Origin of the sequence: Actinosynnema pretiosum, assembly GCF_002354875.1 — a bacterium.
In the GTDB taxonomy this organism is placed as follows: Bacteria; Actinomycetota; Actinomycetes; order Mycobacteriales; family Pseudonocardiaceae; genus Actinosynnema; species Actinosynnema auranticum.
Window position 1 is genome coordinate 6,999,520 of record NZ_CP023445.1, and the last position, 19,784, is coordinate 7,019,303.

Annotated in this window: 19 protein-coding genes; 13 read left to right on the top strand and 6 right to left on the bottom strand. The window is 73.3% G+C overall.

Annotated features, from left to right (window positions below):
• The first annotated feature begins 97 nt into the window (after positions 1-97).
• Positions 98-1,483, top strand: a complete 1,386-nt coding sequence (locus CNX65_RS29905; protein WP_096496728.1) for a neutral zinc metallopeptidase — start codon at positions 98-100, stop codon at positions 1,481-1,483.
• A 264-nt stretch (positions 1,484-1,747) separates the two neighbouring features.
• Entirely contained in the window at positions 1,748-3,235 is a 1,488-nt protein-coding gene (locus tag CNX65_RS29910) for a neutral zinc metallopeptidase (protein WP_256373692.1), read from the top strand.
• Between the two features lie 104 nt (positions 3,236-3,339).
• Here CNX65_RS29910 and CNX65_RS29915 read toward each other — a convergent pair whose 3' ends face one another.
• The 3 genes from CNX65_RS29915 to CNX65_RS29925 are packed head-to-tail and all read right to left on the bottom strand — an operon-like array spanning position 3,340 to position 5,723.
• Positions 3,340-4,311: a tetratricopeptide repeat protein gene (locus CNX65_RS29915; protein WP_096496729.1), complete on the bottom strand. Its 972-nt coding sequence runs from the start codon at positions 4,309-4,311 to the stop codon at positions 3,340-3,342.
• Between the two features lie 21 nt (positions 4,312-4,332).
• Positions 4,333-5,409, bottom strand: coding sequence for an SCO6745 family protein (locus CNX65_RS29920; protein WP_096496730.1), 1,077 nt, complete (start codon positions 5,407-5,409; stop codon positions 4,333-4,335).
• Positions 5,406-5,723: an MTH1187 family thiamine-binding protein gene (locus tag CNX65_RS29925; protein WP_096496731.1), complete on the bottom strand. Its 318-nt coding sequence runs from the start codon at positions 5,721-5,723 to the stop codon at positions 5,406-5,408. The genes CNX65_RS29920 and CNX65_RS29925 overlap by 4 nt, the downstream gene beginning before the upstream one ends.
• Positions 5,724-5,769: 46 nt before the next feature.
• Here CNX65_RS29925 and CNX65_RS29930 point away from each other — a divergent pair, with 46 nt between their 5' ends.
• Together CNX65_RS29930 and CNX65_RS29935 are read left to right on the top strand one after the other, a co-directional pair.
• A complete protein-coding gene (locus tag CNX65_RS29930) occupies positions 5,770-6,273 on the top strand; it encodes a MarR family winged helix-turn-helix transcriptional regulator (RefSeq protein WP_096496732.1) in 504 nt (167 codons plus the stop codon).
• Positions 6,274-6,566: 293 nt separating this feature from the next.
• Positions 6,567-7,673, top strand: coding sequence for a phosphotransferase (locus CNX65_RS29935; protein ID WP_096496733.1), 1,107 nt, complete (start codon positions 6,567-6,569; stop codon positions 7,671-7,673).
• Here the strand turns inward: CNX65_RS29935 and CNX65_RS29940 are convergent.
• Entirely contained in the window at positions 7,646-7,990 is a 345-nt protein-coding gene (locus CNX65_RS29940; protein ID WP_096496734.1) for a DUF3817 domain-containing protein, read from the bottom strand. The genes CNX65_RS29935 and CNX65_RS29940 overlap by 28 nt on opposite strands.
• A gap of 26 nt (positions 7,991-8,016) precedes the next feature.
• On the bottom strand, positions 8,017-8,955 hold the full coding sequence (locus CNX65_RS29945; protein WP_096496735.1) for an ABC transporter ATP-binding protein: 939 nt from the start codon (positions 8,953-8,955) through the stop codon (positions 8,017-8,019).
• A gap of 321 nt (positions 8,956-9,276) precedes the next feature.
• On the opposite strand from CNX65_RS29945, the gene CNX65_RS29950 reads away from it, so the two are divergent.
• The 7 genes from CNX65_RS29950 to CNX65_RS29980 all read left to right on the top strand — a co-directional run bounded on the left by CNX65_RS29950 (position 9,277) and on the right by CNX65_RS29980 (position 15,138).
• Entirely contained in the window at positions 9,277-9,660 is a 384-nt protein-coding gene (locus CNX65_RS29950) for a hypothetical protein (protein ID WP_232520065.1), read from the top strand.
• Between the two features lie 11 nt (positions 9,661-9,671).
• On the top strand, positions 9,672-10,199 hold the full coding sequence (locus CNX65_RS29955; RefSeq protein ID WP_157767900.1) for a DUF3558 domain-containing protein: 528 nt from the start codon (positions 9,672-9,674) through the stop codon (positions 10,197-10,199).
• 155 nt (positions 10,200-10,354) lie between these two features.
• Positions 10,355-11,338 carry a LacI family DNA-binding transcriptional regulator gene (locus tag CNX65_RS29960; protein WP_177154461.1) on the top strand — a complete coding sequence of 328 codons (984 nt, stop codon included), beginning with the start codon at positions 10,355-10,357 and terminating at the stop codon, positions 11,336-11,338.
• Positions 11,335-12,354 (top strand): class I mannose-6-phosphate isomerase, encoded by a 1,020-nt coding sequence (locus tag CNX65_RS29965; protein ID WP_096496738.1) that lies wholly within the window; start codon positions 11,335-11,337, stop codon positions 12,352-12,354. Before CNX65_RS29960 ends, CNX65_RS29965 begins: the two co-directional genes overlap by 4 nt.
• A 1-nt stretch (position 12,355) precedes the next feature.
• Positions 12,356-13,117, top strand: a complete 762-nt coding sequence (locus CNX65_RS29970; RefSeq protein ID WP_096496739.1) for an ATP-binding cassette domain-containing protein — start codon at positions 12,356-12,358, stop codon at positions 13,115-13,117.
• Complete coding sequence (locus tag CNX65_RS29975; protein ID WP_096496740.1) at positions 13,114-14,148, top strand: ABC transporter permease; 1,035 nt, start codon at positions 13,114-13,116, stop codon at positions 14,146-14,148. The genes CNX65_RS29970 and CNX65_RS29975 overlap by 4 nt, the downstream gene beginning before the upstream one ends.
• An 18-nt stretch (positions 14,149-14,166) precedes the next feature.
• Complete coding sequence (locus tag CNX65_RS29980) at positions 14,167-15,138, top strand: ABC transporter substrate-binding protein (RefSeq protein WP_177154441.1); 972 nt, start codon at positions 14,167-14,169, stop codon at positions 15,136-15,138.
• A gap of 52 nt (positions 15,139-15,190) precedes the next feature.
• Here CNX65_RS29980 and CNX65_RS29985 read toward each other — a convergent pair whose 3' ends face one another.
• Entirely contained in the window at positions 15,191-16,207 is a 1,017-nt protein-coding gene (locus CNX65_RS29985; protein WP_118947791.1) for a hypothetical protein, read from the bottom strand.
• 122 nt (positions 16,208-16,329) lie between these two features.
• Here CNX65_RS29985 and CNX65_RS29990 point away from each other — a divergent pair, with 122 nt between their 5' ends.
• Positions 16,330-17,949 (top strand): alpha/beta hydrolase, encoded by a 1,620-nt coding sequence (locus tag CNX65_RS29990; protein WP_096496741.1) that lies wholly within the window; start codon positions 16,330-16,332, stop codon positions 17,947-17,949.
• A 127-nt stretch (positions 17,950-18,076) separates the two neighbouring features.
• Positions 18,077-19,693 (top strand): alpha/beta hydrolase, encoded by a 1,617-nt coding sequence (locus CNX65_RS29995; protein ID WP_096496742.1) that lies wholly within the window; start codon positions 18,077-18,079, stop codon positions 19,691-19,693.
• The last annotated feature ends 91 nt before the right edge of the window (positions 19,694-19,784 follow it).

The window sequence follows — 19,784 nt, forward strand, 5'->3', positions numbered from 1 at the left end:
ACGGCCGGGAGGCGCAGGTGGCCTCCCGGCCGTTCCGCGTCTCCGGGTCTTCCCGGTCCGCTCCCCCGGACCGTCCGAACGGGGCACAATGGGCCCCATGCTGCGCTCATCCGGTCGGCTGGCGGACGTGACCGTGCTGATCACCCTCGTGGCCGTGGTGAGCGGCTGCACCCAGCCCGTGCCGGGGCGGCCCGTCGCGGGCGAGGGGGTCACCAGGGGCACGGTCGACACCTCGTTCATCCGGGGCGCCGACGGCAGCCCGATCGACCAGCTCGCCGCCGCCGCGATCACCGACGTCGAGCAGTTCTGGAAGTCCGCCTTCCCGGAGACCTTCGGCCAGGACTGGAAGGAACTGGCGGGCGGGTACTACTCGGTGGACACCAGCAGCCAGTCCGCCAAGCCGCCGCCGTGCACCGAGAAGGCGCTGGACGTGGAGGGCAACGCGTTCTACTGCCCGAGCGCCGACGCGATCGCCTGGGACCGGGCCGCGCTGCTGCCGGTGCTCCAGGACAGCTTCGGCGACTCGGCCGTGGTGATCGTGCTCGCCCACGAGATGGGCCACGCCGTGCAGCGGCGGATGGGCATCACGCAGGAGCTGGAGCGCAGGCAGCCCGAGAGGTACCCGACGATCCTCACCGAGGCGATGGCCGACTGCTACGCGGGCAACTTCCTCAAGTGGGTCAACGACGGGCAGGCCGAGCACCTGTCGATCGGGACCGAGTCGCTGGACTCGGCGCTCGGCGCGCTGATCACCTTCCGCGACCCGGTGGGCACCTCCGCCGCCGACCGGTCGGCGCACGGCAACGCGTTCGACCGGGTGTCGGCGTTCCAGGACGGCTACCAGCAGGGCACGAAGTTCTGCGCGGCCATGACCGTGGACAACCGGCCGTTCACCCAGCAGTCGTTCACCACCGCCGCCGACCAGAGCCGGGGCGGGAACCTGCCGTTCGCGGACATGCTCGACAGCGTCCTGCCCGACCTGGACGCCTACTACCAGGCCGCGGTGCAGCAGGCAGGCGGGCGGTGGGTCGCGCCGAGGATCACCACGGTGGAGCAGGAGCCGGACTGCGCGGGCGACCAGGGGCCGATCGCGTTCTGCCCGGCCGACGCGGCGGTCGAGATCGACGTGAACGAGGAGCTGCCGAAGCTGCACGCCCGGATCGGCGACTACGCCACCGGCACGCTGCTGGCCAGCCGGTACGGGCTGGCCGCGCTGGCCGCCACCGGCAGGCCGGTGGCGGGCGACGGGGCGGCGGAGAACGCGCTGTGCCTGGCCGGGGCGTACACCCGCGAGGTGTTCACCAGGCAGCAGGGCTTCGGCCTCTCCCCCGGCGACCTGGACGAGGCCGTGCAGGTGCTGCTGGCGCACGACTACGCGGGCCGCGACGCCGAGGGCGGGGCTGCGGTGGGGCCGGGGTTCAAGCGGGTCGAGGTGTTCCGCACCGGGGTGCTCGAAGGGCTCTCGAAGTGCGGGATCGCCTGACGGGCCCGGACCGGCGGCTCGGCGGCCGTCGGGTCGAGTAGCGGGACCACGGCCGCCCCGCTCGCCCGCGCGGTGCGCCCCGCGCCCGGACGCTCTCCAAAACCTCACACCCCTGGGTGAATGATCACCCTGTTGGGCGCGGAGCTATCGGCGGCCCTGGCGCGGGTCCGGCACGCGCTGTGTCGGAGGACACCGCGTTCCTGACTCCCGCCCGGAGTGGACTGGGGGCGAAGTAGGGTGCGCGGAGCGGGGCCTGTGGCCCGGTTGTCAGGTTGGCGCGGATCTGGACGGGGCTTGGGCATCATGGCTCGACGGACGGGCAAGGGCGCGGCGCTCGTCGCGGCGCTGGCGGTGGCCGCTCTGCTCAGCGGCTGCACCGAGGTGGTGTCGGGGCAGGGCCGGATGATGCCGCCCGACGCGTCGAAGGTGTCCGGTCTGGACATCACCACCGGGGAGAGCGGCCCCAAGCCGGGGGTGCCGGACGCGGACCTGCGGGTGGAGAACGGCGACGGCGGCGAGATGGACCGGCTGGCGATCAACGCGCTGGCCGACGTCGAGCAGTACTGGGCCGAGCAGCTGCCGAAGAACTTCGGCGGGCGCGAGTTCGAGTCCGTCAAGCGCCTGGTCTCCTACGACTCGACCGGGCGGGGCGTCGAGATCTGCCGGATCAACACGGCGGGCGTGCCCAACGCGTTCTACTGCTCGCTGGACGACAGCATCGCCTGGGACCGGGGCGACCTGCTGCCGATGCTGCACGAGGCGTTCGGGCCGATGGCCGTGGTGACCGTGCTCGCCCACGAGATGGGCCACGCGATCCAGTACAAGCTCGGCCCGGACGGCGGCGTCACGCAGGCCACCAGCAGCATCGTCAAGGAGCAGCAGGCCGACTGCTACGCGGGCAACTTCTTCCGCTGGGTCGCCGAGGGCAAGTCCGAGCACTTCCGGATCTCCACCGGGCCGGGCCTGAACCAGGTGCTCCAGACGATGTTCTTCATCAAGGACGCGGCGGGCACCAGCGCCGAGAAGCGCGGGGCGCACGGCAGCGCGTTCGACCGGGTCACCGCGTTCCAGTTCGGCTTCGCGGGCGACCCGAAGCGGTGCTCGCAGATCGACGACGCGGAGATCCAGGAGCGGATCACGCAGCAGCGGTTCAGCGCGAAGGACACCGACTCCGGCGCGGGCATGGGCAACCTGCCGGTCGGCGAGCGGAAGGTCCTGGACAAGCTGGAGGCCAGCCTGCGCGACGCCTACAAGCAGAGCGGGGCCACCCCGCCCGCGCTCAAGGAGACCATGGTCGACTGCGCGGACGCGGAGGAGACGCTGCCCGCGTCGTACTGCCCGTCGACGAACGTGATCGCCGTGGACCTGGTCGAGCTGGTGAAGATCGGAACCCCGACCAAGCGCGGGCAGGCGGGCGGCATCGGGGACTTCGCGGCGTTCGCCGAGATCGCGTCGCGGTACGCGCTGTCGATCCAGAAGGCCACCGGGTACGCGCTGGCCGGTCCCGCCGCCGGGCTGCGCACGGCCTGCCTGACCGGGTACTGGGCCGGGACGACGAACAAGGAGGGCGTGGAGCTGCGGCTGTCCTCGGGCGACCTGGACGAGGCGGTGGCCGAGCTGCTCGCCGAGGGGAGCCTGATCGCGGCAGACGTGAACGGCTCCTCGGTGCCGTCCGGGTTCGCTCGGGTGGAGGCGTTCCGCGACGGGTTCTTCGAGGGCTCCGGGCTGTGCACGCGCAAGTACGGGAGCTGAGGGCCGGGTTCTGACGCGCCGAGGGCCGCCGGGGATCTTCCCCGGCGGCCCTCACTGGTCTGGTCGTGCCGTTCCGGTCGTCCCGGTCCGGTCGTGCCGGGCGGTCAGTAGAGCGCGCTGGCGAGGTTGCGGCGGGCCTTGGCCACGGCCGGGTCGTCCGCCGGGAACAGCTCGAACAGGGCGATCAGGTGGTTGCGCACCTTGTCGCGGTCGTCGCCGAAGACCCGGCGGACGGTGTCCACGAGCCGCTGGAACGCCTGCTCGACCTCCTGGTTGACGATCTGCACGTCGGCGGCGGCGAGCTGCGCCTCCAGGTCGTCCGGGTTCGCGTCGGCGGTGGCCACCACGGCGGGGTCCAGGCTCTCGACCCGCGCGGTGAACCGGACCTGGGCGAGCGCCGCCTTGGCCTCGGCGTTGCCGGGCTCGGCGGACAGGATCGCCTCGTAGGCGGCCTCGGCGGCGGCGAAGTCGCCCTCCTCGAAGGCGGTCTCGGCGGCGGTGAGGCGCGGGTCCTCCGGTTCCGGCGCGGGCGCGCCCCGGTTCGCCTCGGCCGCCGCGATGCCGGGGAGGCGGTCGCGGAGGGCGTCGAGCAGGCGGTCGACCCACTGGGCGATCTCGGCCTCGGGCAGCGGACCGGCGAACGCGTCGATCGGCTGGCCGCCCGCGACCGCGACGACCGTGGGCACCGACTGCACGCCGAACAGCTGGCCGATGCGCGGGCTGGCGTCCAGGTCCACCCTGGCGAGCAGCCACGCGCCGCCGCCCGCCTCGGCCAGGCGCTCCAGCACCGGGGAGAGCTGCCCGGCCTCGGGGCTCCACGACGCGGTCAGCTCGACCACGACGGGGATCTCCAGGGAGCGCTCCACCACCGGCTGGAAGGTGGCCTCGGTGACGTCGACGACCCACTGGCTCGGTGCGCCGCCGGGGGCGGCTCCGGGAGCGGCGGGCGCGCCGGGGGGCGGCGCCGCGGCGCGCTGCCGGGCCGCGTCGGCCCGCGCCTTGATCGCGCCGAGGTCGACCGCCCCGGACAGCGCGGCGGACAGTGCTGCGGTCTTGCGAGGGTCTGGCCTTGTCACGCTCCCATCCTGGCACGACTCCTAGTCGGTGAGGTCGCGGACCGGGTCGATCGCCATCGGGTTGTCGCGCATCACCTCGTTGCGGGCCCCGATGGTCAGGGCGAGCGGGGTGAGCAAGTCGCTCAACCGGGTGGTCCCCGCGACGCCGAGCACCCGCCACGGCCGCTCCGCGACGGCGTCGGTGACCCGCTCGACCTGCTCCCGCAGGGCGATCCCGGCGGTGGTGAGCACGACGCGGCGCTCGGGGGCGGGGGTGGTGGGGCTGCCCGTGGCTTCGGCGCGGTCACCCGGCGGCTTCGGGGCGCTCCCGCCGGGCGCGGGGTGCTCCCGCCCGGCCGGTTCGGCGGCGGGTCGGGCGTAGCCGGTGACCGGTTCGGCCTCGGCGGGTTCGTGCTCCAGCAGGCCGCGCTCGGCCAGCCGGTCCTCGGCGTCGGCCCACTCCTGCGGCGACCAGCCGCGCGCCAGGCGCAGCCGGGCCGGGTCGAGCGCGCGGTCGGCGGCGAACAGGACCAGCGCCTCGCACGGGTCGAGGTCGGCCGCGACCAGCGCCGCCACGTGCCCGTCCCCCCTGGACTCGCGCAGCACCGCCGTCGCCTGCCACAGCGCGAGGTGCGCCTCGTCGGGCCTGCCGAGCGCCCGGTTCGCGGCGGCGAGCGGGCGCCCGGCGACCGGTGCGGCCTCGGCGGCGGCCCAGGCCAGGTCGGCGGCCTCGGCCAGGTGCGCGCTGGTGGCGGGGTCGCCGAGGTCGAGCGCGGCGCGCCCGCCGTCCAGGTCGGTGGGCGCGGGGTCGAGGAGCCTGCGCAGCGCCCCGTCGACCCCGCGCAGCCGGGCGGCGAGGAAGTCGGCGGGGGCGGCGTCGTCCCAGGCCGTCGGCACGAACCGGGCGACCACGTCCGGGTGGAAGCTGTAGAAGGACGCCGCGACCACCTCGGGCAGGGCCGCGCCGAGCGGCGCGGCCCGCATCCCGAAGTACCCGGTCCAGTGCCGCGCGCAGCCCAGCTCCCTGGCCGCGGCCTTGCTCTCCGGCGTGAAGTACGTGACGGCGTGGTACGGCTCGTACCGCAGCCATAACCGCCGGGCCGCTCCGCTGTCGCTCATCCCCGCTCCCCCTCGGGGTCCGCGGCCAGGTGCTGCTCGACCCGGTCGACCTTGGCGGTCATCTGCCCGGTGTGCCCCGGCCGGATGTCGGCCTTGAGCACCAGGCTCACCCTGGGCGCCCGCGCCCGCACCGCCTCGGTGGCGCGCTTGACGACGTCCATCACCTCGTCCCACTCGCCCTCGACGAGCGTGAACATCGCGTTGGTCTCGTTGGGCAACCCCGACTCGCGCACCACCCTGACCGCCTCGGCGACCGCTTCCGCGACGCTGTCCGACTCCCCGCCGAGCGGGCTGACGCTGAACGCGACGAGCACAACTGCCTCCTGAACGGTTCCCGGTACCCACTGGTAGCTTCGGGTCATGACGCACCGGCCACTCCCCTTCGACCCCATCGCGCGCGCCGCCGAGCTGTGGGAGAAGCGGATCGGGCCGTCCCCGTCGATGGCGGCGGTGACGAGCGTCATGCGGGTACAGCAAATCATCCAGTCCGCCGTGGACGCGTCCCTCAAACCGCACAACCTGACGTTCGCCCGCTACGAGGCGCTCGTGCTCCTGACGTTCTCCAAGTCGGGCAGCGTGCCGATGCGCGTGATGGGCGAGCGCCTGCAACTGCACCCGACGAGCGTGACGAACATCGTGGACCGCCTGGAGGCCGACGGCCTGGTCCGCCGCACCCCGCACCCGACGGACCGGCGCACCACGCTGATCCAGCTCACCGAGGCCGGGCACGAGCGGCGCGAGGCGGCGACGAAGGCCGTGATCGACGTGAACTTCGGCATCCACGGGCTGACCGAGCGGCAGACCGAGCAGCTGACGGAGCTGCTGTCGAAGGTCCGGCGGGCGGCCGGGGACTTCGAGGACTGAGCGGCGGGACGGTCGTCGGGCGGTCGCCGGGCGGTCGTCAGGTGACCGCTGGGTGGGCCGCTCACCCCCTCGGTCGCGCCGCAGCGCGACCGAGCAGGCTCCGGCCGCGCCGAGGACCCCGCCACCGCGCCCCTCGCAGTCCTTCGTCCCCTCAGTCCTTCGTCCCAGGGCCCTCGCCGTCCAGCGATCCGCTCACCCGTCCACCGTCGCCCACCGCCCGTTCCCCCGATCGCCGTTCCCCCACCCGCGTTAATCTCTTCTCCTCCGCCCCGTCCGCTCCTACCTTGACCGTCATGCGCGAGGCGGTGGTGCTGGTCGAGCACGCGGGGCAGCACCTGGGTTCCCTGTCCTTCGAGGTCCCCTCCAGTCCGTGGTGGAACGACGTGGAGCCGGTCACCGCGCACCTGGACGCGGTGCTGGGCGTGACCTCGGCGGTGCTGCGGCTGGTGTCCGTCGCGGGTGGTGGTCGGACCAGGGACGGGCGGGTCACCTACCTGGTGGAGGTCGACCGGGTGCCCACGCGCGGCCTGCTGCTGCGCTCCCCCGACCCGGAGCTGCCCGAGGACCCGCTGCGCCTGCCGTGGGCGCGCCCCGGCGGTCCGCGCGCGCTGGTGGGCTGGGCGGACGGCGTGGTGACCAGGACGGGCCCCGCCGTGCAGGTGAAGACCTGGAACCTGTCGTGCGTGTACCGGTTGCCGACCGCGTCCGGTCCGGTGTGGCTGAAGGCGACGCCGCCGTTCCTCGCGGACGAGGCCGCCGTGATCGCGCTGGTGGCCGGGGTCGCGCCGGACCTGGCGCCGCGCGTGCTGGCGTCGGCGCCGGGCCGGGTGCTGAGCGCGGACGCGGGCGGTCACGACTGCTGGGAGACCACGTCGGCGGACCTGCGGGCCGTGCTGCCGCGCTTCACCGCCGCGCAGGTCGCGCTGGCCGGGAGCCCGGACCTGGCCGCGCTGCGCCGCCGCGACGTGGAGATCGGCTCGCACGGGCTGCCGGAGACCCTGCTGCACGGGGACTTCCACTGCGGGAACTGGCGCTCGTCCGGCGTGGTCCTGGACTGGGCGGACGCGCACCGGGGCAATCCGGCGCTCGACGCGGCGCGGATGCTCGGCTCGCTGCCGGTGGGCCTGCGCGGGATGGCGGAGCGGGTGTGGGTCGAGGGGTGGCGGGAGGCGTTCCCCGGCAGCGACCCGGTGGCGGCGCTGGCGCAGGCGCGGTCGGCCGTGCACCTGGTGGCGGCCGAGGTGTACGCGGGGTTCCTGGCCGGGATCGAGCGGTCCGAGCGGGTGTACCACGAGGGGGACGTGGAGCGGGCCCTCGCGGACGCGCGGGCAGCGGCCGGGGCGGTGGCCCGAGCCGCTGCGGGGGGCGCCGGTCAGGCCGCGGGAGCGCCGGAGTCCTGAGCGGTCGCGCCGTCGGCGGGCTGCTCGGCCAGCTTGCCGCTCCTCAGCGCCCAGCGCTCGAACAGGACGGTGCCGAAGGGCGGGATGGAGGCCAGCGCCGCGACCGCGAGGGTGCCCTTGGACCAGCGGTCGGACATCATCAGGGTCACCAGCAGGTAGCCGACGAAGATCGCGCCGTGGACCGGTCCGAAGATCTTCACGCCGAGCTCGTTCTCGACCACCACGTACTTGAAGAACATGCCGAGCAGGAGCCCGGCCCAGGAGACGGCCTCGGCGAACGCGAGGAGGCGGAACCGACCGACGGGGCTGGAGAGCATGTCCCCATTGTCAGTTATGACGTGTTTCACCCCGCCTGGGGGTCGGCGGCCACCGGGTACTCGCGGCCGGTCAGGCCGAGGAAGACGTCCTCCAGCGCGGGGGTGCGGACCTGGAAGCCGTCGGTGGGGCAGTGCGCGGACAGCGCCGACAGGACCTGGCCGGGGCGGCGGGTGGCGATGACGAGCGAGGAGCCGATCTCGCGGGCGCGGTCGACGCCGGTGATGGCCTGCGCGTCGCGCGCGCTGATCTCGCCCGAGGGCAGGATGACCAGCGTGGGCGCGCCGAGGCCGCGCACGAGGGCGGCGGGCGTGTCGGCGGCGAGGACCCGGCCGTGGTCGAGGACGGCGACCCGGTCGCAGAGGATCTCGGCCTCGTCGGGGTGGCCGGTGGCGCACACGACGGTCTTGCCGCTGGCCTGGACGGTGCGCAGGACGTCCCACACGTGGCGGCGGGCGGTCGGGTCGAGGCCCGCGGTGGGCTCGTCGAGCAGGAGCACGTCGGGGTCGTGGGCGAGGCAGCAGGCGAGCGAGAGCAGTTGGCGCTGGGCGGCCGTCATCCGGTACTCGGGCACGTCGAGCTTGCCCGCGAGCCCGACGAGGTCGAGCGCCCGCACCGCCTCGGTGACCCCGACGCCGCGCAGCGCGCCGAACGTCATGACCTGGTCGAGCGCGGCCATGCCGTCGAAGAAGGAGGGGACCTGGGGCCGCATCCCGACCCGGTGCGCGAGCCGCTCGTCACGCGGCCACGGCTCGACCCCGAGCAGCTCCACCCGACCGGAGTCGGGGCGGCGCAGGCCGTCGAGGACTTCGAGCAGCGCGGTCTTGCCGGACCCGGCGGGCCCGAGCAGGCCGAAGAACTCACCCTCGGCGACGGTGAAGGAGACGCCGTCGAGCGCACTGCGCCCGCCGACCCGGTCCTGGCGGACGTCGGACACGACGACAGCCGGGTTGCCTGTGCCTGTCATGGCCCCTGACCGTAAGGGCTTCGGGGTCCCGCCGAGGGAGATTCCCCGCTTAGCCGACCGGAGTTGGTGTGAGTCGGGACTTTCGGCCCCATCGGGGACAACCGTCCACCCCGGAGAGCGAGCTTACCCGGTTCGGGGGGTGGAGCGGGAGGACGGGGCTCGGGGTTCCGGTGGGCGGGAGGGGGTGGTGGGGGTGTGGGACGGCGGGTGGGCGGGGTGTGCGGGCTGGGCGGAAACGGGGTTCCGGGGACCTCGGTCCGGGTATCGTGACCTGCCGGAATCATCGGAATCCGCTGACGAGCCCGAGGTGCGCCGACGACGATGGACATCAAATCGATGCAAGCGCTGACGCAGAACATGACCGGTTTCCGCCAGGCGGCGGAATCGGGCGGATTCGCGATCAGCAGCGACGGCGCCCAGGCCTACCTCGACGCGATCGACGAGGCGCTGCGAAGCTTGAACGACACCAGGGGGAACTTGTACAAGATCAATCAGAAGGTCCAGCTCGGCACGAGCCCCGACGCTCAGGCGATCGCCCAGTACAACCTCGAGAACGCCACGGGTGGCAGTGGGACGATTGGGCTCATCCCTGCTCTGGAGCAGTTGACCACCGCACTGGCGGAGGCTCGAGCGGCCGTGCAGAAAGCGGTGGACAACTACGAGTCGAACGACTGGCAGACCAAGAACATCCTCGACAAGCAGTAAGGTCAGCGATCTTGAGAACGCACCGGGCACCGCTCAGCGCGCTGCTCCTCTCCGCCGTCGTCCTCAGCGGCTGCTCGACCGTCGAGCCCGGCAGTCCTTCCGCCGCAGGCACGAGCAGCCCCTCGACCTCAGGCGCCAGCAGCACGAGTTCCGCTCCCCAGGCCGCCCCGGACGCCTGCGCGCTCCTGGAGAAGGTGGCCAGCGAGTTCAGCGTGACGAACGTGGAGAGGTCATCGGACGGGGAGGACTGCAAGGGCGACCTGCCCGAGGTCCGGTCGGTCACGATCCAGGTCTACTCCGACCTCGGCCTGGCCCAGCACAACCCCGGAACCCAGGGCGTGGTCACCGACATCGACGTCAACGGGCGCCCCGGCAAGCTGGTCGAGAAGGCGCTGACGAAGTTCGACTGCGCCGTCGTCCTCGAGCTCACCGAGACCTCCCGCGTCGACGTCTTCGCCTCTGCCAGCGTGACCAACGACTCCTGCTCGGTGGCCCAGCGGATCGCCACCGCGATCGAGCCCGACCTCCCCCGCTCCTGACCGATCAAGCCCCCCCACCCCCCTTCGGCCCCCCGCCTCCACCCCCCACCCCACCGTTGACATCCATCACCCCCGCGGGGTGTGATGCCGTCACTATGACAACGTTGTCCCCGAACGGCGCGCAGTCCGGTGCCCGCAAGATGCGGCGCGCCACCATGAACGACGTCGCTCGCCTCGCCGGGGTCAGCATCAAGACCGTCTCCCGCGTCGTCAACGACGAGGCGGGGGTGCACCCGGCCACCGCCGAGCGCGTCCTCGCCGCCATCGACCAGCTCGGGTTCCGGCGCAACCTCAGCGCCCGCAACCTGCGCCGGGGCTCCTCCACGGGCACCATCGGCATGGTCCTGGAGGACGTCGCGAACCCCTTCTACTCCGGCGTCACCCGCGCCGTGCAGGAGATCGCCCGGTTGCGCGGCAGGCAGGTCATCACCGGTTCCTCCGACGAGGACCCCGCGCGCGAGCGCGAGCTCGCCCTGGAGTTCTGCTCCCGCCGCGTCGACGGCCTGCTGATCGTCCCCGCGGGCCTCCAGCACGGCTACCTCGTCCCCGAGATGCGCGCGGGCACCCCGGTCGTCTTCCTGGACCGCCCGGCGGGCGACGTCGTCGCCGACACCGTCCTGGTCGACAACATCGGCGGCACGGCGGAGGCGGTCGCGCACCTGGCCGCGCACGGGCACCGGCGGATCGCGTTCCTCGGCGACTCGCCCGACATCTTCACCGCCAACGAGCGCCTGCGCGGTTACCGCGAGGGCTGCGCGCGCGCCGGCCTCGGCCACCACGACGCCCTGGTGTCGATGGGCCCGCACGACGAGCACTCCGTGCGCCGCGCCCTGCACCGGCTGCGCACCGGCCCCACCCCCGCGACCGCGCTGGTCACCGGCAACAACCGGATCACCGTGCACGTGCTGCGCGCGCTCGCGGGCTCCACCGACCGGCCCGCCCTGGTGGGCTTCGACGACTTCGAGCTGGCCGACCTGCTCTCGCCACCGGTGACGGTGATCGCGCACGACGCGAAGGCGCTGGGCAAGGCCGCCGCCGATCTGCTGCACGCCCGGCTGGACGGGGACGCCTCGCCGCCGCGCCGCGTGGTTCTGCCCGTGCGCCTGGTGCCGCGGGGTTCAGGGGAGGTCCGCAGGTGAGCAACACGGGTTCTCGGGCGATCGAACTGCCCGCCAACCAGCCGAAGCAGTTCTACCGGGGTGGCGCGTCCATCGCGGAGCTGCGCGGCGCCCCGGAGGCCGACTTCGGCCCGGAGGACTGGGTCGCGTCGACCACGACGCTGTTCGGCAAGCCCGACGCGGGCCTGTCGCGGCTGCCGGACGGCAGGCTACTGCGCGACGCGGTCGCCGCCGACCCGACGACGTGGCTGGGCCCGGAGCACGTCGCGGAGTTCGGCGCGGACACCGCCCTGCTGGTGAAGCTGCTCGACGCGGGCCAGCGCCTGCCGGTGCACTGCCACCCGTCGAACGCGTTCGCCGCGACCCACCTCGACTGCCGCCACGGCAAGACCGAGGCGTGGATCGTGATCGGCACCAAGGGAGCGAACCCATTGGTGCACATCGGTTTCCGCGACGACGTGCCCGAGGACGTGGTGACCCGCTGGGTCGCCGAGCAGGACACCTCGGCGATGCTCGGCGCGCTGAACGAGGTCCGCGTCTCCCCCGGCGACGTGGTGTTCGTGCCCGCGGGCGTGCCGCACGCGATCGGCGCGGGCGTGTTCATCGTGGAGCTCCAGCAGCCGACGGACTTCTCGGTCACCCTGGAGTGGTCCGGTTTCCTGGCGAGCCCGGACGCGGGCCACCTCGGCCTCGGCTACGACAAGGCCCTCGGCTGCGTCGACCGGGACGGCTGGGGCGGCAGGCTGGACGAGCTGATCCGCCGCACCGGCGACCGGTCCCAGGGCGCCGTGGACCTGTTCGCCCGCAACGCCGACCCGTTCTTCCGCGCCGACCGCCTGCACGTGTCCGGCTCGGTCGAGCTGGACCCGTCGTTCGCCGTGCTGGTCGTGCTGGAGGGCAGCGGGACCCTCGGCTCGCTGGAGCTGCGCCGGGGGAGCACAGCCGTCGTGCCGCACGCGGCGGGCCAGGAGGTCCTGTCCGGCGACCTGGTCGCCGTGCGGTGCAGGCCGCCACTGCCATCCAGCCTCGGGAGCTGATGTGGGCTTACCCCTGTTAGAAGCGAAGGACCTGGTCAAGAGCTACGGCGGCGTCGAAGCCCTGCGGGGCGCGAGCTTCACGGCCGAGGCCGGTGAGGTCGTCGCGCTGATCGGCGACAACGGCGCGGGCAAGTCGACGCTGGTGAAGTGCCTGTCGGGGGTGGAGCGGCCGGACGCCGGGACGATCTCGTTCGACGGGAACCCGGTGTCCCTGCCCTCCCCGACGGCGGCCCGCGCCCTGGGCGTCGAGACGGTCTACCAGGACCTGGCGGTCGCGCCGGACCTCGATCCGGCCGCGAACCTGTACCTGGGCCGGGAGCTGCGCAAGCCGGGCCTGCTGGGGAAGCTCGGCGTGCTGGACAAGAAGGAGATGCGGCGGCGCGCCCAGGCCTCGTTCGCGGAGCTGGGCGTGTCGCTGCAGAGCGTGGACGTGCCGATCGGGTCGCTGTCCGGCGGGCAGCGGCAGAGCGTGGCGGTGGCCCGCTCGGTGGTGTGGGCCAGCAGGCTCGTGTTCATGGACGAGCCGACGGCGGCGCTGGGCGTGGTGCAGCGCGAGAAGGTGCTGGACGTGGTGCGGCGGGTCCGCGACCAGGGCATCGCGGTGGTGCTGATCAGCCACAACATGCCCGAGGTGCTGGCGGTGGCCGACCGGGTCGAGGTGCTGCGGCTGGGCCGCAGGGTGGCCCGCTTCCGGACCGCCGACGCGACCGTGGAGGAACTGGTCGGGGCGATGACCGGCGCGCTGCACCAGGAGGAGTCGTGACCGCCGGGGAGAAGGCCCCGCTGGAGCCGGACGCCCAGCCGAGGAGCACCCCCGAGCGCGGGCTCGCCACCTCCAACACGCTGTGGATCGGCCTGGTGCTGCTGGTCCTGGTCGCGGTGTTCGGCGCGCTGCGCCCGGACGCGGTGCTGACCGCGTTCACGCTCCAGACCACGCTGGTGGAGACCTCGGTCCTGCTGGTGCTGTCGGTCGGCATGACGTTCGTGATCATCACCGCCGGGATCGACCTGTCGGTCGGCTCGGTGCTGGTGTTCTCCGGCGTCACGGCGGCGATGGCGATGAACGCGGTCAGCGGCGGCGACGCCACCGGCGCGGGCTGGGGCACCGTCCTCTTGGGACTGGCCGTGGCGCTGGCGAGCGGCGCGGCGTGGGGCCTGCTGAACGGCCTGCTGATCGCGCGGGCGGGCATCCCGCCGCTGATCGTGACGCTGGGCTCGTTCGGCGCGGCGCTCGGCGCGGGCCAGCTGCTGTCCGACGGGTCGAACGTCAGCGGCGTCCCGGACGTGCTGGCGGACGGCCTCGGCACCGGGACCTGGTTCGGCGTGCCCAACCTGGTGCTGCTCGCGGCGGCGGTGACGGCGGTGGGCGCGCTGCTGCTGTCCACGACCCGCTTCGGCAGGCACACCCACGCGATCGGCTCGAACGCGGAGGCCGTGCGGCGGGCGGGCGTGTCGGTGTCCGGGCACCTGGTGAAGGTGTACCTGCTGGCGGGCGTGCTGGCCGGGCTCGCCGGGTTCATGGCGCTGGCCTACTTCCGGGTCGCGTCCATCACCGGCCACGACACCGACAACCTCAACGCGATCGCGGGCGTGGTCCTGGGCGGCACCAGCCTGTTCGGCGGGGTCGGCTCGGTCGTCGGCACGGTGCTGGGCGTGTTCATCCCGGCGGTGCTGCGCAAGGGCTTCGTGATCGTGGGCGTGAACGTGTACTGGCAGCCGATCGCCGTGGCCGTGGTGCTGGTGGCCGCCGTGTGGTTCGACCAGTCGCGGCGAAGGGCCAGGAACCGGCGCTAGCTGAGTCAGGGAGGGGACATGTCGATGAGGACAGCGGTTCTCGGTGCGACGGCGGTGCTGCTGCTGGCGGGGTGCGGCGGTGGCGGGCAGATCGGCGACTCCGGCGGTGACGTGGACGCCAAGAAGATGGTGCTGATCCCCGGCGTGACCGCCGAGCCGTTCTACATCTCCATGGAGTGCGGCTTCCGCGAGGCGGCGCAGGCGGCGGGCTACCAGGTCGACGTGCAGGCGCCGTCGAAGTTCGACTCGAACCAGCAGATCCCGATCGTCAGCGGCGTGCTGGCGAACAAGCCGGGCGCGGTGCTGATCTCGCCGACGGACGACACCGCGCTGGCCGGTCCGATGAAGTCGCTCAAGGACGCGGGCGTGAAGGTCGTGGAGGTGGACACCGCGCTGGTGGACACCTCGGTCGCGGTGTCGTCGGTGTCGTCGGACAACGAGCAGGGCGGCGCGCTGGCCGCGCGGACCCTGGCCGAGCTGGTGGGCGACCGGACCGGTTCGGTGCTGGTGCTCAACACCAAGGCCGGGACGAGCACCACGGACGCCCGCGCGAGGGGCTTCGAGACCGAGCTGGCCAGGCACCCGAACCTGAAGTACGCGGGCCAGCAGTACACCGACAACGAGCCGGACCAGGCCGCGTCGAAGGTGACCGCGACCCTGGCGGCCTACCCGGACCTGATCGGCGTGTTCGCCACGAACCTGAACACCGGCGAGGGCGCGGCGACCGGGCTGCGCAACGCGGGCAAGACCGGCGCGGTGAACCTGATCGGGTTCGACGCCAGCCCCAAGCAGGTGGAGGACCTGCGCGGCGGGGTGGTGCAGGCGCTGATCGCCCAGGACCCGGCCACGATCGGGAAGACCGGGGTCGAGCACGCGGTCGCCGCGATCGAGGGCAAGGAGGTCCAGCGGACCACCGAGACCGACCTGGTCGCGCTGACCAAGGCCGACATGGAGTCGAAGTCGGAGTACTTCTACAAGCAGGAGTGCTGACGCGCGGTCCACGACGGGGGCGGGGAGGCTCGCGCTTCCCCGCCCCCGCCCGTCACAGGTACTTGTTGGCCAGCTCGGAGTACTCGCGCTCCAGGTCGTCGGCCAGGTACGCCACGTACGCCCACGGCACGTCGTGCACGTGGTCGCGCATCCCGATCAGGTGACGCTTCGCGCGGGGCGCGTCCTCGGCCAGCGCGAACGCCGCCGCGAACAGGTTGTGCGCCTGCAGCGCCCTGGGGTGCGGCTGGAGCTGCGGCAGGGTCTGCGCGTCGGCGGAGGTCCACCGGTCGGCCGCCGCCGCCAGCTCCTCGCGCACCCGCCCGAAGTAGCGCAGCTTCAGGGACGCGATGCGCAGCGCGCTGCGGTCCCCGACGGCCTCCTCGAACTTCTCCAGGAACACCTCGAAGTGCGCGAGCGGCAGCATCGCCACCACCGGGTTGCCGGTGGGCGCGGCGTCCACGCTGCCCTGCGCGAACGCCATCATCTCCTCGGCCGAGCCGCCCCACTTGGCGGCCAGCGTCTGCAACCGGGTCCAGTGCGCCGGGTAGAGCGTGGGGCAGCGGGCGACGACCTCCCGCCACACCTCGTCCTTCTGCTCCCGGTCGACCTGCAGGCCGAGCCCGGCCACCTGGAGCTGCGCCCACGGCACCGCGTCCCCCGGCAGCAGCTTGGCCGCCTCGTGCAGCGGGGCGACCGACTTGCGCAGCGTCGCGAAGAAGACCTTGAACCGGTCCTTGCCCACCGAGTCGGCCCGCCCGGTCCCCCGCACCGCCCACGCCTCGCGGATGAAGGCGGTGCCCGCCAGCAGCCACAGGTCGGGGTCCTCGTTGGACTTGGCCAGTTCGAGCAGCTCGTCGGCGTGCCCTATGGCGTGCTCGCCCAGCACCTCGACGCGCAGCGCCCTGACCTCGGGGTCCTCCCGGCACTCGGCGAGAACGGTGGTGGCGGCTCTGAGGTGCCCCGCGTCCATCTCCTCGGCGGCGATGTCCAGGATCGCGTCGTCGTAGGTGTGGTCGCGCACCACCTCGCGGGCGACCGCCGCCGGTCGCCTCCTCCGGAAAACTCCCACATCGGCGAGATTACTGACCTGTGGCGGGGTCGTGTCAGCACCACTGCTCACGGGGTGACGCCTTGTGACGTGCGGCACCGTGCGCTGAGGTTGGGCGCGGAGGCACGACGGAAGGGGGAGACATGCGCAGAGCGCTCATCGCCGCGCTCCCGGTGCTGCTCGCGGGCTCGCTGTTACCCGCGCGGGCGGTCGCCGAGCGGGTGGAGCAGACCGGGCAGCCTGAGCAGACCGGGCAGGTCGCGGGTGGCAGGCCGATCGCGGAGCGGTTCCTGACCCAGCGGATCGGGTGGGCCCCGTGCGCCGAGCCGGACCTGCCGGGGTTGGAGTGCGGCAGCTACCGCGCGCCGCACGACTGGAACGCCCTCGGCGACCAGCGGGTGGTGACAATCGCGGTCAGCAGGCTGCGGACGGCGGAGGGGGTCACCAGGAGCCTGCTGACCAACCCCGGCGGCCCCGGCGCCCCCGGCCGGTGGCTGCCGCTGCGGTTCGCCTCCCGCCAGCGGCTGCTGGCGAGCACCGAGGTCATCGGGGTCGACGTGCGCGGCACGGGTGCCAGCACGAACCTGACCTGCGGGAACCTCGACTGGACGACGATCGCCGACCCGCGCGACCGCAGCCGGGCGAACACCGACCTGCTGTACGACGCGGCGCAGCTCCAGGCCCGCGCGTGCCAGTCCAGGTCGGGTGACCTCGGCCGGGTGGTGACCACCGAGCAGACCGTGCGGGACCTGGACCTGCTGCGCCACCTGCTCGGCCGCCCCCAGGCGGACTGGGTGGGCTACTCGGGCGGGACGTGGATCGGCGCCTACTACGCGACGTTCTTCCCGAAGCGGGTCGGCCGGTTCGTGCTCGACTCGAACGCGGACTTCACCGCCCCCTGGAAGAAGATCCTCAACGACTCCTTCGGCCCCGGTTTCCAACGCCGGTTCGAGGTCGACTACCTGCCGTGGGTCGCGAAGCACGACGCCCACTACCGCCTCGGCAGGGCCCCGCAGGAGGTGCTGCGGGTCTACGAGGCCGTGCGCGCGGCGGTGAAGGCCGAGCCGTTCGCGCTGGAGGACGGCACGGTCGTCACCGAGATCCTGTTCGACCTGCTGTTCGCCCAGACCCAGTACCTGAAGGAGCTGTTCCCCCAGCTCACGCCGCTGCTGTCCCACCTGGCGCACGCGCTGGGCGTGGTGGGCGGCGCCGAGGCCACCGGGCCCGTGACGGCGTCGCGCGCGACGGCGGCGCTGGCGGCGACCCCGGTGCGCCACCCGGACGCGGCGAACGCGACCCTGCACGCGATCGCCTGCAACGACACCCCGTTCCCCGGCGACCGCAGGTCCCTGGCCGGGGAGGCGGAGCGCGCCGGCGCCCGCTACCCGTTCTTCGGCTACTACCAGCCCGTCGCCCCGTGCGCCTTCTGGAACCGCCCGGCGATCGCGCTGCCCACCCCGACCGGCCGGGGCGTGCCGCCGGTGCTGATGGTGCAGTCCGAGCGCGACCCGGCGACCCCGGTCGAGGGCGCGGTGCGGGCGCACCGGGCGTTCGCGGGCTCGCGGCTGCTGACCGTTCTCGACGAGGGCGACCACGGCCTGTACGCGGGCGGCAACGCGTGCGTGGACGACGTGGTGGAGGCGTTCCTGGTCGACGGCGTCGTGCCGGAGCGCGACCTGACCTGCCGGGGGATGCCGCTGCCCGAGCCGCTCACCGCGGAGGCCGCGCCCCCGGTCAGGCTGGCCTTCACGTTCCCCCTGTGACGCTCACCCCCCGGTACCACCGCTGAGGCCGTTCCGGCTCAGCACCTGTGCCCACGGGTGACTCCCTTGTGCCGTTCGGACACCGTGCGTTGAAGTGGGCGGCGGACGAACCTCGAAGGGGGAGCACATGCGCACAACGCTCATCGCGGTGCTGACCGCGCTGCTCACCACCCCGCTGTTACCCGTGCCCGCCTCCGCAGCCCCGACCGGCGCAGCGGAGGCGGGCACGCAGGCGGGTGGCAGGCCCGTGGCCGAGCACCTGCTGCGGCAGCGGATCGACTGGACGCCGTGCGCGGAACCGGACCTGGCCGGTCTGGAGTGCGGCGCCTACCGCACCCCGCGCGACTGGACCGCCCCCAGGGACTCGCGGACCATCACCATCGCGGTGAGCAGGCTCCGCAACGACCACGCGCGCCGCAGCGTGCTCACCAACCCCGGCGGCCCCGGCGGTCAGGGCAGGTTCACCCCCTTGATGCTCCAGGGCAGGCCGCGCCTGGTCGACTCCGCCGAGCTGATCGGCTTCGACGTGCGCGGCGCAGGCGCGAGCACCAACCTGACCTGCGGAAACCTGGACTGGCGCCTGGTCGCCGACCCCCGCGACCGCAGCCGCGCGAACGTGAGGCGCCTCTACGACGCCGCAGAGCTCCAGGCCCGGACCTGCCAAACCCTCTCCGGCGACCTGCACCGCGTGGTCAACACCGAGCAGACCACCCGCGACCTCGACCTCCTGCGCCACCTGCTGGGCAGGGACCTCGTCGACTGGGTCGGCTACTCCAGCGGGACCTGGCTGGGCGCGCACTACGCGACCCTCTTCCCGAGGCGCGTGGGCCGTTTCACGCTCGACTCGAACGCCGACCTCACGGCCAGGTTCCAGACCATGTTCCACGACTACTTCGCCCAGGCATTCCAACGCCGCTTCGACGTGGACTACCTGCCGTGGGTCGCGGAGCACCACGACACCTACGGCCTCGGCCGAACCCCGGAGGAGGTGCGGCGGGTCTACGAGGCCGTGCGCGCGAAGCTGGCCGAGGCCCCCCTCACCCTCCCGGACGGAACCCCCTTGGACGCGATCGCCTTCGACCAGACCGCGTTCCGGACCCAGTACCGCAAGCTCCTGTTCCCCCTGGTCACCCCGGACCTGGCCGACCTGGCCCGCCACTTGGGCGTGGCGCCCCCCGAGCCTGCGGAGACCTCAGGCCCGCACCGCGCCACCCCCGGATTCCCCACCCTGACCGCGCTGGCCAACCGCTACCCGGACGCGGAGAACGCGACCCTGTTCGCCGTGGCCTGCAACGACACCCCGTTCCACGGCGGACGCGCAGCCCTGGCGCGAGACGCCGAGCGCACCGGTTCCCGCTACCCGTTCTTCGGCTACCACCAACTGCTCGCCCCCTGCGCCTTCTGGAACCGCCCACCCCTCACCCTGCCGACCCCGACCGGTGAAGGCGCGCCCCCACTCCTGCTGGTCCAATCCGAGCGCGACCCGGCAACCCCCGTCGAAGGCGCCCGCAGGTCCCACAAAGCCCTCAAGGGCTCCCGGATGCTGACCGTCCTGGACGAGGGCGACCACGGCATGTACGCGGTGGCGAACAACCCGTGCGTGGACCGCGCGGTGGAGGACTTCCTGGTGGACGGCAAGCTCCCACAACGCGACCTGACCTGCCCAGGAACACCGATGCCCACCCCGAACGCCCCGGCCGCGACGACCACCGCACTGTCCCCGCTGATCGGATTCCCGCTGTAAGCGGGCTGTGGAGCGAGCGCAGCGAGCCCACAGCACTGCTCCCGCGTCCCTCTTTCCCGTTTGGCCGGGGCTTCGCCAGGCCAAACGGGAA